The sequence below is a fragment of the Candidatus Zixiibacteriota bacterium genome (genome assembly GCA_019038695.1).
Taxonomy (GTDB): Bacteria; Zixibacteria; MSB-5A5; order GN15; family FEB-12; genus B120-G9.
Genome location: JAHOYZ010000004.1, coordinates 31,109 through 45,994, shown reverse-complemented (window position 1 = coordinate 45,994; position 14,886 = coordinate 31,109). Strand labels below are relative to the sequence as shown.

General features: G+C 51.3%; 11 protein-coding genes. 9 read left to right on the top strand and 2 right to left on the bottom strand.

Features of this window, described 5'->3' with window-relative positions; all coding sequences use genetic code 11:
- Positions 1-2 precede the first annotated feature (2 nt).
- From nrfD to hemB, 6 genes are all read left to right on the top strand, one after another.
- Complete coding sequence (gene nrfD / locus KOO62_01265; GenBank protein ID MBU8932613.1) at positions 3-1,163, top strand: polysulfide reductase NrfD; 1,161 nt, start codon at positions 3-5, stop codon at positions 1,161-1,163.
- Positions 1,164-1,278: 115 nt separating this feature from the next.
- Positions 1,279-2,985 carry an FAD-dependent oxidoreductase gene (locus KOO62_01260; GenBank protein ID MBU8932612.1) on the top strand — a complete coding sequence of 569 codons (1,707 nt, stop codon included), beginning with the start codon at positions 1,279-1,281 and terminating at the stop codon, positions 2,983-2,985.
- A complete protein-coding gene (gene hemA, locus KOO62_01255; GenBank protein ID MBU8932611.1) occupies positions 2,985-4,208 on the top strand; it encodes a glutamyl-tRNA reductase in 1,224 nt (407 codons plus the stop codon). The genes KOO62_01260 and hemA overlap by 1 nt, the downstream gene beginning before the upstream one ends.
- Positions 4,209-4,212: 4 nt before the next feature.
- Positions 4,213-4,914, top strand: coding sequence for a bifunctional precorrin-2 dehydrogenase/sirohydrochlorin ferrochelatase (locus KOO62_01250; protein ID MBU8932610.1), 702 nt, complete (start codon positions 4,213-4,215; stop codon positions 4,912-4,914).
- A 31-nt stretch (positions 4,915-4,945) separates the two neighbouring features.
- Positions 4,946-6,499 (top strand): uroporphyrinogen-III C-methyltransferase, encoded by a 1,554-nt coding sequence (cobA, locus tag KOO62_01245; GenBank protein ID MBU8932609.1) that lies wholly within the window; start codon positions 4,946-4,948, stop codon positions 6,497-6,499.
- Entirely contained in the window at positions 6,496-7,479 is a 984-nt protein-coding gene (hemB, locus tag KOO62_01240; protein MBU8932608.1) for a porphobilinogen synthase, read from the top strand. Before cobA ends, hemB begins: the two co-directional genes overlap by 4 nt.
- 26 nt (positions 7,480-7,505) lie before the next feature.
- Here the strand turns inward: hemB and ettA are convergent, their stop codons facing one another.
- Both ettA and qmoC read right to left on the bottom strand, forming a co-directional pair.
- On the bottom strand, positions 7,506-9,191 hold the full coding sequence (ettA, locus tag KOO62_01235) for an energy-dependent translational throttle protein EttA (GenBank protein ID MBU8932607.1): 1,686 nt from the start codon (positions 9,189-9,191) through the stop codon (positions 7,506-7,508).
- 155 nt (positions 9,192-9,346) lie between these two features.
- Positions 9,347-10,540, bottom strand: a complete 1,194-nt coding sequence (gene qmoC / locus KOO62_01230; protein ID MBU8932606.1) for a quinone-interacting membrane-bound oxidoreductase complex subunit QmoC — start codon at positions 10,538-10,540, stop codon at positions 9,347-9,349.
- Between the two features lie 705 nt (positions 10,541-11,245).
- Here qmoC and sat point away from each other — a divergent pair.
- The 3 genes from sat to aprA all read left to right on the top strand — a co-directional run bounded on the left by sat (position 11,246) and on the right by aprA (position 14,871).
- Positions 11,246-12,460: a sulfate adenylyltransferase gene (sat, locus tag KOO62_01225; protein ID MBU8932605.1), complete on the top strand. Its 1,215-nt coding sequence runs from the start codon at positions 11,246-11,248 to the stop codon at positions 12,458-12,460.
- 80 nt (positions 12,461-12,540) lie between these two features.
- Positions 12,541-12,981: an adenylyl-sulfate reductase subunit beta gene (gene aprB / locus KOO62_01220; GenBank protein MBU8932604.1), complete on the top strand. Its 441-nt coding sequence runs from the start codon at positions 12,541-12,543 to the stop codon at positions 12,979-12,981.
- A gap of 18 nt (positions 12,982-12,999) precedes the next feature.
- A complete protein-coding gene (gene aprA / locus KOO62_01215; GenBank protein ID MBU8932603.1) occupies positions 13,000-14,871 on the top strand; it encodes an adenylyl-sulfate reductase subunit alpha in 1,872 nt (623 codons plus the stop codon).
- Positions 14,872-14,886: the final 15 nt, after the last annotated feature.

Genomic DNA, 14,886 nt, shown 5'->3' with positions numbered 1-14,886 from the left:
CAATGATAGAAAAAGCACTTTATGGAGATAAGAAATACTGGGGCTGGCTGATACTTCTGGGAGCCGTCATCGGTGTAGGTACTTTCTTCTACCTGAGGCAGTTCAGTGAAGGATTGGGCATAACCGGTCTTAGCCGTGATGTTACCTGGGGCTTCTACATTGCCCAGTTTACATTTCTGGTTGGAGTGGCAGCTTCAGCGGTGATGGTTGTACTGCCGTACTATTTGCACAATTATAAGGCTTTTGGCAAAATAACCATTCTTGGAGAATTTCTGGCCATTGGCTCGGTTACTATGTGTATGCTGTTCATCTTTGTTGATATGGGACAGCCGTTCCGTATCCTCAATGTGTTCCTGCATCCGTCGCCGAGTTCCCCGATGTTCTGGGACACCATTGCTCTTTCCGGCTATCTGGGGATCAACGCTCTGGTGGCGGCTGTCACTCTGTCGGCCGAACGCAAGGCGGTTGCACCTCCGAAGTGGATCAAGCCTATTATTATCCTTTCGATTCCCTGGGCAGTTAGCATCCACACCGTAACGGCGTTTTTATATGCCGGTCTGGTGGCTCGTCCGTTTTGGATGACGGCTGTTCTGGCACCTCGTTTTTTGGCTTCGGCTTTTGCTGCGGGTCCGGCTTTACTGATTCTGTTGTGCCTGTTGCTGAAGAAGCTGACGAAGTTCGATGTCGGCAAAGAACCGATCGAGAAGCTGGCGGTAATCACTACCTATGCGATGTGTATAAATGTTTTCCTGGTGCTGATGGAGTTATTCACCGGTCTGTACAGTGACATTCCTGAGCACGTTTCGCATTTCCAGTATATGTTCATGGGAATCGGAGAGCATACTTTCCTGATGCCATGGATGTGGGCTTCGATAATCCTGGCTGTCTTCTCGCTGGTGATGCTGCTCGTGCCGAAGTTGCGTCGCAATCACACAGTCTTGGCGGTAGCCTCTGTCGCCGTTTTTATGTCGTTGTGGATCGACAAGGGTATGGGACTCATAATTACCGGCTTTGTTCCGAATCCGATGGGCGCGGTTGTCGAGTATTCACCTACTATGCCGGAGGTTATGATCACGCTGGGAGTTTATGCTGTTGGCGCGTTACTGGTGACGGTTTTGTATAAGATCGCACTGGGGGTACGTCGGCAATTACTTGACCATTAGTCTGGTAATGAAACCGGAACCGCCGGTGTGGTCGCTTGTTGAAGAAAGTACGAATTAGATACTCTGACCCGAAGGGGTTGCTTGAAGGCAGCCCCTTCGGTCTGTGGTGGAGAGAATGGACTCAGTTACGAAATCAGATGTAGTTATTGTTGGTGGTGTTGCGGCGGGTCCCAAGACAGCAGCGACCCTCATGCGAAGGAATCCGAAAGTCAAGGTAACTCTCTTTCAGAAGGAAGAGCAACTGTCCTATGCGACATGCGGGATGCCGTATTTCGCGTCTGGTGACGTTGACAACTTTCAGAAACTAACCCTGACGTCGTATGGCGTTGTTCGCGATGCGGAGTTCTTTGAGAATACAAAGGGTTTCGAGGCGGTCACAGGAGCCGAAGTGCTCAGCATCGACCGGGCGAAGAAAATCGTAACGGTCAGAATGATTACCAATGGGACGACATTTGAACACGGCTATGATAAATTGGTGCTGGCTACGGGTGCGACCGCAGCGAAGGTACCGTTTTCGGTTGATGACGGTCCCAATATCAGAACCTTTACGAGTCCTGAAGATGCGATTACGTTTCGCAAATTGGCCCAGACCGGACAGATAGAGGCCGCTACAATTATTGGCGGCGGATTCATTGGCTGTGAAGTTGCCGAAGCTGCCGGAGGACTCTGGGGTATTGAGACAACATTGATTGAGCGTGAAGATCAACTTCTGCCATACGTACTCGATCCTGAAATGGCCGCACTGGTGAAGGCTGAGATGATCGGGCAGGGTATCAATGTCCTGACCGGAGCCACGGTCGAGAAAGTAGCCGTCATTGATGGCAAGGCTACGATTTCCGTATCTGAGAACGAAGACATAGATTCCGATTATGTGTTCATGTGTCTGGGCGTTAAGCCGATGACAGAACTTGCTTCGGGTTGCGGTCTTGAACTCGGATCGACCGGCGGAATTCGAGTCGATGCGCAAATGCGGACTTCCGATCCTGATATTTTTGCCGGTGGGGATTGTGTGGAATCGATCCATCAACTGACAGGTAAAGAAGTGTTTATGCCAATGGGTTCTCTGGCCAATCGGCATGGTCGGATTATTGCTGAGAATATCGTGGGCAACGACGCGTCTTTTCCAGGTGTGCTGGGTGCATTTCTAGTGAAGATATTTGATCTTAACGTCGGTGCTGTGGGTTTGTCAGAACGCGCGGCTGTTGCCGATGGGATGGATATTCAGACGGTTTGGGGAGCTTTTCTCGATAAGCCGGATTATTACCCGGAAAACAACAACGTTTTCCTAAAGATGGTCTACGCTACCGAAAGCAGGCAACTGCTGGGTTTGCAAGCGGTTGGGAAAGGCGACATCACCCGGAGGGTCGATGTATTCTCGTCTTTTCTCCAACGAAAAGCAACCATCAATGATCTGCTTGATTTCGAACATGGTTACGCTCCTCCGTATGGCGAGGCACTCGACCCGTTACACCACCTGGCCGGAATGGCGCTGGCGCAGGAGAAGGGAATGGAGTTTGTTGGCCCCGGTGAAGGTCTGGTGCAATTCGCCAATGCCATCTGGCTTGATGTACGAGAGATAGCAGAAGTGGAAGCCATGCCGATAAATGTCGGGGTTGATGTCGCTGACCTGCTCCATATAAAACTAGGCGACCTCAAGAACGGTTTGGACAAGATTAATCACGATAAGCCTATCCTGGTTTTTTGTCGCCGGGGGCCACGTTCGTATCAGGCTGCATTGCAACTGAAAACAGCCGGATTCGACAACGTCGTCGTATTGGGCGGCGGGACCACGGGCTTGCCCGAAACCGAGGAAGCAGAGTAATGGTGTCGGTTGCTTCACGTTTGGTCGTCTGTGGCATCAGCCACAAATCCTCCTCGATTGAGCAACGTGAGCCGTTTGGGTTTACGCATGATAACCTGGCTGAGGCCAATGCCACCTTCAGTGATCTGCCGGAAGTGATCGAGTCGTGCATCATCTCTACCTGCAATCGAGTCGAATTCTACTTTGTGGCGGAACACAATGCGGATCCGTTCGAAGTCGTGGCGAGTTTCTATCGCAATAACAGAGGGATAGACATCGACTCCCTGCAACAGAGTTTCTATACCAAGCGCGACCGTCATGCCGCTGACCAGCTTTTCCGTGTGACGGGCGGTCTGGACTCAATGGTGCTTGGTGAAAACCAGATCATGGGGCAGGTGAAAGAAGCCTACGGCTCCGCTTGTGCCGTTAAAGCGACCGGTAAAGTCATCCATCGGCTGTTCCATCAGGCGTTCCGGGTGGGTAAGCAGATTCGTTCCGGGACCGAGATGGGCAAAGGAGCCTGCTCAATCAGCAGCGCCTCGGTTGATCTTATCAAGACCAGGATCAACGGTCTGAAAAAGCCATCAATCCTTTTCATCGGTGTCAACCAGATGATTGTGCTGGCGGCATCGAATCTTGTGCGTATGCCGCATAGCCGTTTTGTTTTCGCCAATCGAACCTCAGAGAAAGCGGTCACTTTGGCTGATCGTTATGATGGTGTCGGTTGTGGGTTGGAGAATCTGTCCGAATTATTGGAGAACGCCGATTTGGTCGTCAGCTGTACGGGATCGGAAGAACCGATTATCACGGCGGCTATAGTTGACCAATTTGTTGACACCCATCCGGGCAAGAAACTGATTATTATGGACATGGCTATCCCACGCGATGTCGAGTGCGAAAAGGGTCGTTATCCGCACATTGATATTCTTGATCTTGAGGATGTAAAAGACCACGTTGGTCGGCAGCAGAAAATGCGTGAGGCGGCTATACCGCAGGCCGAGACAATCGTCGAGGAACGTCTAAACGAATTTATATACTGGTTCAATCATGTTCGACACGAGCGGTTGTCGGCCACCGTCGAGGAATCGTTCGAACAGCTCAGGGAACAGGCACTGACCACGGTAGTTGATAAGTTGTCGCCCGAGTTGCAATTGGAATTGACTGAGGCGACTCGCTCGCTTGTTAGGAAATTGGTGCGGGTAACCGCTCGCACGTGTAGCAAATGTTCAGATTCGGAGAAGTGATACTATGGCTAATACCTATCTACCTATTGCCATCTCATTGGAACATCGTAAGTGCTTGATTGTCGGAGGCGGACGAATCGCTCAGCGAAAGATTGAGACGTTGCTTGAGTACAATTCGAATATCACTGTGATTGCGCCTGAGGTTGAGGACAGAATTGAATACTATGCGGGGAAGGAACTGCTGACTTTACATAAGCGTCCGTATCAGGCCAAGGATGCGAGTTCGTTTGGATTGGTGATCGGGGCCAGCAACGATGAGGATGTCAACTGTCAGGTGTATGATGACTGCCAGGCGGCTGGTATACCGGTGAATGTCGTGGACAATCCTCCTTTGTGCGATTTTATCTTTCCCGCTGTGTTAACGCGAGATTGCATGACCGTCTCGATCTCGACCGATGGCAAGGCACCGTTCTTGTCGGGACATCTCAGACATGTGCTGGAGAATATCTTCCCCAAGCATTGGAACGACTTGGTCAAGTTGGCCGTGGAGTTCCGTGTGAACGTCCGCAACCACTGGAAAGGGAAACCGGAGCAGAAACACGCCGCCTTTGAACGCTTTGTGGAAGTTGATTGGAAGACGTTATTTGATGCCAAGGATGGGGCTGCGCTTGAGACCGAGCTGCACCGTATTCTGATAGGAGCTCCTGCCCCAGCCCCACCGGAAGACGACAAGGGTGAGCAGACGGACAGTAGCTCAGAAGAGTAGGTCTTGTGACTGACTAATTGGGTACGCGCTTATGAATACTGACGAGCGAGGAATTGTTTATCTGGCTGGTGCCGGCCCCGGTGATCCGGGTCTGATAACGCTCAGAGCACATCAATTATTGCAGGCGTGTGATGTTGTTGTTTATGACAGCCTCATTCCCGATGAACTGATTGTTACTTTGCCACCGACGGTCGAGCGACACTATGTCGGCAAGCGGGGAGGGTGCGCGAGTATTGGACAGAATGAGATCAATAAGCTTCTGGTCAAGTTGGCACGAGCTGGTAAGATAGTTGTCAGACTCAAGGGCAGCGATCCGCTGATCTTCGGACGTGGGGGAGAAGAGGCGGAGTTTCTGGCGGAAAACAAGATACGCTTCGAGATCGTACCTGGCGTTACGGCTGGAGTGGGAGCCACAGCCTATGCCGGTATTCCGACCACTGACCGGCGTTGTGCATCCTGGGTACTTTTTGCCACCGGACACATGGCCAAGGACAAGCAGGTTTCTTCGGTTCCGTGGGATTGGATCGCCGGCGGAACCAAGGGCACAATCGTCATCTATATGGGTGTTGCTGAGGTTGAACCAATTGTTGCCGAGCTTATGACGTCAGGACTTTCAGACTCTGTACCAGCCGCTGTCATTGAACGAGGAACGTTCCCATCACAGCGCGTGTTTGTCTCTACGCTTGCGGAATTGGTCACTACTGTCAGGGCCAACAAGGTTACAGCTCCTGCATTGTTGGTTATCGGTGAAGCAGTGAAGTTGCGTGAGAACCTCAACTGGTTCCGTGACAAATCCCTGTTCGGATTGCGGGTGATGGTGACTCGCCCGGCACACCAGGCAGATTGGGTGTATCGTCAACTTCGCGAACTGGGTGCCGAGGTGCTGGCTTTTCCGACAATAGCTGTGAAAGAACACACAGACGAGAAAGCATGGACCAATTTCAAGAATATCCAAACCGAAAAGTCCTGGTTAGTATTCACCAGTGAAAATGGCGTTGAGTTTTTCTTCTCGCAATTCAGGGTACATGGTTATGATATTCGAAAGTTGGGTGCGTTCAAGATCGCCGTGATTGGTACAGGAACGAAACGGGCGTTGAAGAAATATGGTATTACACCGGACTTCATTCCGGCGGTAGCCACGACGGCAGCATTCTCCGAGGAACTGGAGAAGATTGAAACTCTTCGAGGTGCGACCGTTGTTCGTGTGCGGGGTAATCTGAGTGTGGACAATATTGATCAGGCAATTATTTCCGTCGGCGCTGAGTTGATTCCGATGACGGTCTACGAGACCCACCATGTTGGATGGGCCGAAGAGAGAAAAGCGAAACTGGCCGAGTTTCCGCCGGATGTTGTCATCTTTACCAGTGGCTCAACGGCGGATGGCCTGATGAAATGTCTCGATCCGGACAAGATCAAGGATATCATTGCACCGGCAGCGATTGTCTCTATTGGTCCGGCTACATCGAAGGTGATACGTTCACATGGCTTTGATATTACTCTTGAGGCTACAAAGCACTCTATTCCTGACTTGATTGACCAACTGGTGGTCTTTGCCTCGTCACATTCCCTGAGGAGAAGCAAATGAGTTTTCCGAATGATCGTCCCCAGCGACTGCGGCGATCCGAAGCAATGCGACGTCTGACGACCGAGACGCGACTGTCGATTTCGGATTTCATCTACCCTGTCTTTGTCAGTGAAGTCGTGGACAAGCCGGAACCGATAACAAGCATGCCCGGCATTTTCAACTATCCCGTTGCCGAGACTGCTCGTGAGGCAGATCGCGCATTCAAGTTAGGTATTCCAGGCGTAATCCTATTCGGTACTCCGTCGAACAAGGATGCTACCGGCTCAGCGTCATTGAAAAAGGATGGTATTATCCAGCGTGCCGTGTCAGAGATCAAGTCGTTCAATTCGGATATTCTGGTTATCACAGATGTTTGCTTGTGCGAATATACCGATCATGGTCATTGTGGTGTTGTCAAGAACAACAACGTGATAGACAACGATGCGACCATTGATCTCCTTGCACGTCAGGCAGTTAGTCATGCTGAGGCGGGTGCGGATATGGTGGCGCCGAGCGACATGATGGACGGTCGTGTGGCCGCAATCAGGGACGCACTCGACAAAAGTAGCAGCGAAGAGGTGGCGATCATGGCGTACGCCGCCAAGTATTGTTCAGCGTTCTACGGTCCGTTCCGTGAAGCAGCCGGTTCTACGCCGCAGTTTGGTGATCGCGCATCGTATCAAATGAACCCGGCCAATAGCCGCGAGGCTCTCAAAGAAATCGCCCTCGACGTTGATGAAGGTGCCGACATCGTAATGGTCAAACCGGCGCTTTCATATCTCGATGTCATCGCCAATGCGAAAGCAATGCCTGATCTGAACGTGCCAGTGGCTGCTTACAATGTGAGCGGGGAATATTCGATGGTCAAACTGGCCGCCGAGCGTGGGATTGTCGACGAGCGACGACTGGCCTTGGAAATTCTGACATCCATCAAGCGAGCGGGTGCCGACATCATCATTTCCTACCACGCCCCTGATGTAGCGAGATGGTTGGCTGACTAGGGGAACAAACCGCCAGGCAATGCCTGTTACGCCTGTGCCTTCACAATTGTCCTATACCGATTGCGGCGGTTTTCAAAGAGGTGATCGCCCAGTTCCTTGCTGCGCCATTCCTGATACGATGAGAAGTTGCCTTCGTACCATCTGACTTTACCCTCGCCTTCAAATACCAGCAGATGGGTACATATGCGATCAAGGAAAAAGCGATCATGACTGATCACCAGTACGCATCCGGAGAAATCAAGGATGGCCTCTTCGAGCATCCGCAGGGTATTGACATCGAGGTCATTGGTCGGTTCGTCCAGGAGCAGAAGGTTGCCGCCTACTTTGAGAACTTTGGCTAGATGACACCGGTTGCGTTCACCGCCCGAAAACTCGCTAGCTCGTTTTTGTTGGGATGCCCCCTTGAAACCGTACAGCGCAAGATACTGCCGAATGGGGATTTTGCGATCGCCAATGACCACATGATCAAGTCCGCCGCCTACTTCTTCAATCAGGTTGGCGTCGCCATCAAGCGATTGCCGTTCCTGGTCGGCATAAGCTATCTGCACCGATTTGCCGATCACTGCGGTGCCGGAGACCGGCTGCAGATCGTTGGTGACCAGTTTGAGAAGGGTGGTTTTGCCGGTCCCGTTCGGTCCAACCAAACCGATTACCGCCGAACGCGGGATGCCAAACGATAACTTCTCAAACAGAGTGTGATCATCATAGCCCATAGTCACATCCTGAAACTCTACAATCTGACTACCGAGGTCCGGCCCAGGCGCTATTTGAATAACTGTCTCGCCCGACTTTGATCTGGCGGTTTCGCGAGCTACTAACTGTTCGTACTCGCGGATACGAGCGCGAGCCATTTCGTTGCGATCACCTCGGCTAAGTCGAATCCAGTCAAGTTCCCGTTGGAGCGCTTTCGCTCGAAGAGAGTCTTTCTTCTCGGCATGGGCAAGTTTGGTCAGTTTTTGTTCCAACCATGATGTGTAGTTGCCTTCCCACGGTATCCCCGCGCCGCTCTCCAGTTCAAGAATCCACTTGGTGACATTGTCCAGAAAGTAGCGGTCGTGAGTTACTATAATGACTGTGCCCGGATACTCGCGCAACTGTTCTTCAAGCCAGTTAATCGTTTCGGGGTCGAGATGGTTGGTTGGCTCATCAAGCAGCAGCAGGTCCGGCTTCTCCAGTAGAATTTTGCATAACGCCACTCGGCGTCGCTCACCCCCGGACAAAGTCTCAACCACGCGATCATCATCGGGAAGACAGAGCGCATCGCTGGCCACACTCAGGGCGCGGTCGAGATTCCATGCATCCAGAGTGTCAATTTTGTCCTGAAGGACCCCCATTCGTTCCATTGTCTTCTGCATTTCATCATCTTCCATAGGGGTGGCCATGCTGTCGGCGATAGTGTTGTATTCATTGAGCAGGGCTTTGGTCTCACCAAACGCGGACTCAATCGTCTGCCGCACGGTCAGGCTCGGATCAAGCTCTGGTTCCTGCTGTACAATTCCAGCACGGAAACCAGGCGTGATGAAGGCGTCGCCCTGAAACTCTGTATCGAGACCGGCCATGATGCGGAGCACAGTTGTTTTACCAGATCCGTTTTCGCCGACAATACCGATCTTGGCGCCGGGATAGAAGCTTAGATTGATATTCTTGAGGACCTGTCGCTGGCCATAGAATTTGTTCACGCCTTGCATATGGAAGATGTATTTTTCACTCAAAACAGGAGGTTTCCTCCGTGACAATGTGATGTTACCTGCGTAATGGTAGCAAACAGATGTTGTTCAGGCAAGTGACGAATCCAGAACGGCATCGCCTCTTTAATTGTTCGTTGGGGCGACAAGTTTGGATTATTCTTATAGAGCGATGGTTTCGTCTACGTTCGCGGTTCTCTCCCGATCATCCGGCAATGTGTCAGAGCCAGAGTGCGGTAGACCATGTGGGCGAATTTCGAGTACGGCAAATAGACCAGCAACATGAAGACGCACAACAGGTGGGCGAAATAGCACGCATACGCCCCCATAGCAGCTCCCGACAGACGAACCAACCAGGCTGCCATACCAGTAAGGCCAGCAAAGAACACAACGTAGAGGAATAACGAATCAGCATACCCGTTGGCACCAACCTTGTCCGCATCGGTCCAGTGGCGATAGAGCAGCATAAGCGTGCCCACGAGAATACCTATTCCTCCGAGAATACCGAGTATCTTGATGTGATTGGCGAGGCCAAACGGAAGCTCACTGGCTGGGACTTCGAAGAAAGGATGGAAATCTTCAACAAAGAACGCTTGTATATAGTGCGGGATAAATGTCTGTACGAACACGAGTATCGTCGATGCGAAGGCCAGTCCGAAGCCGAGTACCAGCAGAAGATGAGCAGTTGCTCTCGGTCGGTTTTCTTCGCATTGCTTGAACCGGCTGTGTGAAATGAACTCTACCATGGTAGCAATCAACGCCGGTATGAATGACATCTTGACCTCAGGATTGCCAGCTTTTAGCGCTTTCCAGAATCGAGTAAAACCGAAAACAGCAAGTATGAACACCAGGAGCGTTGCCCCTACAAAGACCACATCCACAGTGGAGTGGGGGAGGAAGACGTTGAAATCAATAGTATGGCCTGCTGCCAGGAATAGATAACTGCCATCAACTCCGGTCGGGGCGAACATCAGGACACAGGCCAGCAAGATCGCAATGGGCACCGCCAGCAGGATCGGCAATGCAGCTGGAGAGGGCAGGGCTTTTCCCATGAAGGCGGGGACCGAGTATGCTCGATATATGAAGTTCCGGATTGCTGCGAGAACGTCGCCTGGACGGGCACCTCGTGGGCAATAGGTGGTGCAATCGGCACACTGATGACAAAGCCAGATGTCGGGGTCTGCAACCAGGCGTTCGGTCTGCCCCCACTGCGCCATTAGCATCTCTTTGCGTGGGAATGGCTTGTCGGCCGGGGAGAGGTCACACACGATCGAACAGGTTGCGCATTGATAACATTTGTTAAGTGTGTCACCACCGGCTTTTCTGAGATCGTGAATAAGATTCAGATCAGGGTCCATTGTCCGCACAGACGCCATTGAAGATCTCCTTTCCCAAGGACTGGGAACGACAAATGGGATTCTTTAATAACAAATTAAAGTATTTCGTACATTACCAGCTGTCAACAAATTTCCACGTGTTGTTACGAATTTCACAATGTGTTGCATAATATAGAGTTAACAAACATAAACGAAGGGTAAACTCAACAGAATACCATATTCTGATCTGAGCGGGACAGGTTCAATATACGCCTTGGAAATTACTATTATCGTAACTTTGTTCCAGTAAGTAGGTTACGATTACATGACAACATCCTTCGGACTCAGAATTGCATGAGCAGTGCTTAATAATTGTTTAGGGGTGACAGACAGGGGAGAGTCAGTAGTATTTAACGAGAAAGAACCCTTTCTTAAGTCATACTAATCATTTGAGAGTGTGGACAGGACAACTTCCACAGGTAATCGAGAGGAGGGGGAGTGGTGTATATAAGTTATTATTAGTGCTGTTGTTCGGAAGGATGTCATCCTCTAAAAAAAGGTGAAAAATAAGAGAAACTGCGGAGCTTTTCGCTTGACACTGCTTGTGAAAAATAGTACGTTCGATGCTACGAAAAAAAGACTTGGTGGGAGGAGACCCGTAGAGAAGCCGAACGACTTAGCTTTGTGAAAAAAGTCACATTATCAATAGCAAAACATAATGATACTCAATAACGTATGCCTCTGGCATAGAAACAGGATTATGCAATGAGCAACAGCAAACTTATCTCTCCCCATGGGAGTGACACTCTGAAGATTCTGCTTCTCGAAGGAAAAGAGAAGGAAGCAGAACTGAAGAAGGCCGAAGGACTGCCCAAGGTAGTCATGACCACTCGTGAAACCGGCGACTTGATTATGCTGGGTATTGGTGGTTTCACACCGCTGGAAGGATTCATGACTGAAGCGGACTGGAAAGGTGTCTGTCAGGACATGAAGATGACCAACGGTATCTTTTGGCCGATTCCAGTAACTTTGTCTCATGATGACAAAATCGATGCCGGTGCCGAAATTTGTTTGGTCTCAGGAGAGACTGAAGAGATTATGGGCACGATGAAAGTGACCGAGTGCTATGAAATCGACAAGGAGTTCGAGTGCAAGCACGTCTACACAACGACAGATCCGGAGCATCCGGGTGTGAAGATGGTCATGGAACAGAAGAAGTTCAACCTGGCTGGTCCAGTGAAAGTTCTCTCCGAGAGCTATTTCCCAACCGAGTTCAAGGGCAGCTACCAGCGTCCTGCTGAGAGCCGCAAGATATTTGAAGACAATGGTTGGACAACGATCGCCGCGCTACAGCTTCGTAACCCAATGCACCGTTCGCACGAATACCTGGCCAAGATCGCCCTTGAGGTTAGCGACGGATTGTATATTCACCAGTTAGTCGGTAAGCTGAAACCCGGCGACATTCCGGCTGATGTTCGTGTGAACTGCATTAATACGCTTGTTGAGAATTACTTCGTCAAGGAACGTGTAATACAGGGTGGATACCCGCTCGATATGCGCTATGCCGGTCCACGCGAGGGCCTGTTGCACGCCGTATTCCGCCAGAATTTTGGCTGCACCCATATGATCATTGGTCGTGACCATGCTGGCGTGGGCGACTATTATGGTCCGTTTGATGCCCAGGATATTTTCTTCAAACTCTGGGACGGTGCTCTTGAGTGCAAGATGCTTCCGATCGACTGGACTTTCTGGTGCTACAAGTGCGGTGGTATGGCTTCGATGAAGACCTGTCCGCATGCGAAGGAAGATCGTCTGTTCCTCAGTGGAACGGCTTTGCGTAAGTCTCTGTCTGAAGGTGGCGACGTTCCGGCCGAATTCAGTCGTGCGGAAGTATTAGCTATCCTGCGCAAGTACTACGGTTCTCTGACTGAGAAGGTCGAAGTGAAAATGCATGGCCACGCAACCGGCGACGCCAAGTAACGACATTGGAATAGAAATGAGATACAAAGACAGAAAAGTAATTATGAACCTTAAGAAAAACATCCAATCAGGAGGAATCGATGCCTAGTTATGTGATCCCTGAGAAATGTGACGGGTGCAAGGCGCTGGATAAGACCGCTTGCCAGTATATCTGCCCCAATGACCTGATGGTTCTCAACAAAGATCTTATGAAGGCCTTCAACCAGGCCCCGGATATGTGTTGGGAATGCTATAGCTGCGTGAAGATTTGCCCGGTACAGGCGGTCGAGGTTCGCGGTTATGCTGACTTCTGCCCGCTGGGTGCTTCCGTCACGCCGATGCGTTCGACTGACAGCATTATGTGGACGGTTAAGTTCCGTAATGGCATGCTCAAGCGTTTCAAGTTCCCGATCCGTACGACGCCGGAAGGTTCGGCGGTCCCGGATGGTGGTTTTGCCACTGCTGATGATGATCTCAAGAGCACGATGCTGTTCACCGAGCCAGAGTCCTGTGGTATGGCCGAAATCCCCAAGGTAAAGTAGGAAAGGACGGACAAGGAAATGGCAAATTTCGAAACTGTTGAAGTCAAGACTGATGTCCTTATCTGCGGTGGCGGTATGGCTGCCTGTGGATGTGCTGTGGAAGGCGCCTACTGGGCCAAGAAACACGGCCTCAAGGTAACGTTGGTCGATAAGGCCGCTATGGATCGTTCCGGTGCGGTCGCTATGGGACTGTCCGCCATCAACCAGTATGTTGGTGTCAAGGACGGCCAGAACACTATCAATGATTACTGCGATTACGTTCGCAACGATCTGATGGGTGTTTGTCGTGAAGATCTCGTGGCCAATATTGCGCGCCACGTTGACTCGTCTGTGCATCTGTTTGAGAAGTGGGGACTGCCGATCTGGAAAGATGCCGAAGGTGCCTACGTACACGAAGGTCGCTGGCAGTTGATGATCAACGGTGAATCCTACAAGGTTCTCGTTGCTGAAGCCGCCAAGAACGCTTTGGGTATGGACAATATCTACGAGCGTGTTTTCATCGTTGAGCCTCTGATCGACGGTGACAAGTGTGTTGGCGCTGTTGGTTTCAGCGTCCGCGATAACAAGTTCTACGTCTTCAAGGCGAAGACGACTATCGCTGTCATGGGTGGCGCGGTACACGTCTTCAAGCCGCGTTCAACTGGCGAAGGTCTGGGTCGTTCCTGGTATCCGCCGTTTAACTCCGGCGCCAGCGCCTATTTCACCCTCAAGGGTGGCGCTGAAATGACCTGTCAGGAAGTCCGCTTTATTCCGGTGCGCTTTAAGGATGCTTATGGTCCTGTCGGTGCCTGGTTCCTGTTGTTCAAGTCCCGTGCCACCAATGGCCTGGGTGAGAACTACATGGAAACTCGTCGCCCTGAACTCGAGAAGTGGAAACCTTACGGAATGGTGAAGCCGGTTCCGGCCAACCTGCGTAACTGGCTCATGATGCTTGACGTTATGGACGGCAAAGGCCCGATCTATATGCGGACCGAAGAAGCCATCCAGAAAATTGCCGACGAATCTCCTGATGAGAAATCCAAGAAGAAAAAGCTCAAAGAGCTCGAAGCTGAAGCCTGGGAAGATTTCCTGGACATGACCATCTCGCAGGCTATTCTGTGGGCGGCCACCAATACCGCTCCGGAAGAGAAGCCATCTGAGATCGCCGCTTGTGAGCCGTACTTCATTGGTTCTCACTCTGGTGCCTCCGGCGCCTGGGTCAGTGGCCCTCCGGACATCGCTCCTGAAGGTTATGCCTGGGGTTATGACAACATGACCACCGTCAAGGGTATGTTCGCGGCCGGTGATGCTACTGGTGCTTCCAGCCACAAGTTCTCCTCCGGTTCTCTTACCGAGGGAAGAATTGCGGCCAAAGCTGCCGTAGCTTACTGCGTGGACAATCCGGCTGAGCCGACTTTTGATGATGCCAAGATCGAAGAGTTGAAGAAGGTCATCCTGGCTCCGCTGGATACCTTTGAGACCAACAAGGATGGTTCCACCGATCAGGATACCAACCCCAACTACATTCGTCCCAAGCAGTTCATGTTCCGTTTACAGAAGATCATGGACGAGTATGCTGGTGGCGTTAGCACTCAGTTCACGACCAACAAGCCGCTCCTCGAGAAGGGTCTCGAACTGTTGGACTTCCTCAGAGAGGATTCTGACAAGTTGGGCGCCGAGGATCTGCACGAACTGATGCGCTGCTGGGAGAATATCCACCGTATGTGGCAGGCAGAAGCTCATATCCGCACGATTCTCTTCCGTGAAGAGACTCGCTGGCCTGGATACTACTTCCGTTCTGACTGCCCGACCATGAAGGAAGACTGGGCGGTCTTTGCCAATTGCCGGTACGACCGCAAGTCCGGTAAGTGGGAGATGATGAAGCGCGACATCAAGTACATCTTTGGATAGGATGGTAGCCATTGT

What these genes read in the sequence shown, in the direction of transcription:
- KOO62_01250 (MBU8932610.1), top strand. Translation starts at nt 4,213, where the DNA reads ATGGCTAATACCTATCTACCTATTGCCATCTCATTGGAACATCGTAAG.
- hemA (MBU8932611.1), top strand. Translation starts at nt 2,985, where the DNA reads ATGGTGTCGGTTGCTTCACGTTTGGTCGTCTGTGGCATCAGCCACAAA.
- aprB (MBU8932604.1), top strand. Translation starts at nt 12,541, where the DNA reads ATGCCTAGTTATGTGATCCCTGAGAAATGTGACGGGTGCAAGGCGCTG.
- cobA (MBU8932609.1), top strand. Translation starts at nt 4,946, where the DNA reads ATGAATACTGACGAGCGAGGAATTGTTTATCTGGCTGGTGCCGGCCCC.
- hemB (MBU8932608.1), top strand. Translation starts at nt 6,496, where the DNA reads ATGAGTTTTCCGAATGATCGTCCCCAGCGACTGCGGCGATCCGAAGCA.
- sat (MBU8932605.1), top strand. Translation starts at nt 11,246, where the DNA reads ATGAGCAACAGCAAACTTATCTCTCCCCATGGGAGTGACACTCTGAAG.
- KOO62_01260 (MBU8932612.1), top strand. Translation starts at nt 1,279, where the DNA reads ATGGACTCAGTTACGAAATCAGATGTAGTTATTGTTGGTGGTGTTGCG.
- nrfD (MBU8932613.1), top strand. Translation starts at nt 3, where the DNA reads ATGATAGAAAAAGCACTTTATGGAGATAAGAAATACTGGGGCTGGCTG.
- aprA (MBU8932603.1), top strand. Translation starts at nt 13,000, where the DNA reads ATGGCAAATTTCGAAACTGTTGAAGTCAAGACTGATGTCCTTATCTGC.
- qmoC (MBU8932606.1), bottom strand. Translation starts at nt 10,540, where the DNA reads ATGGCGTCTGTGCGGACAATGGACCCTGATCTGAATCTTATTCACGAT.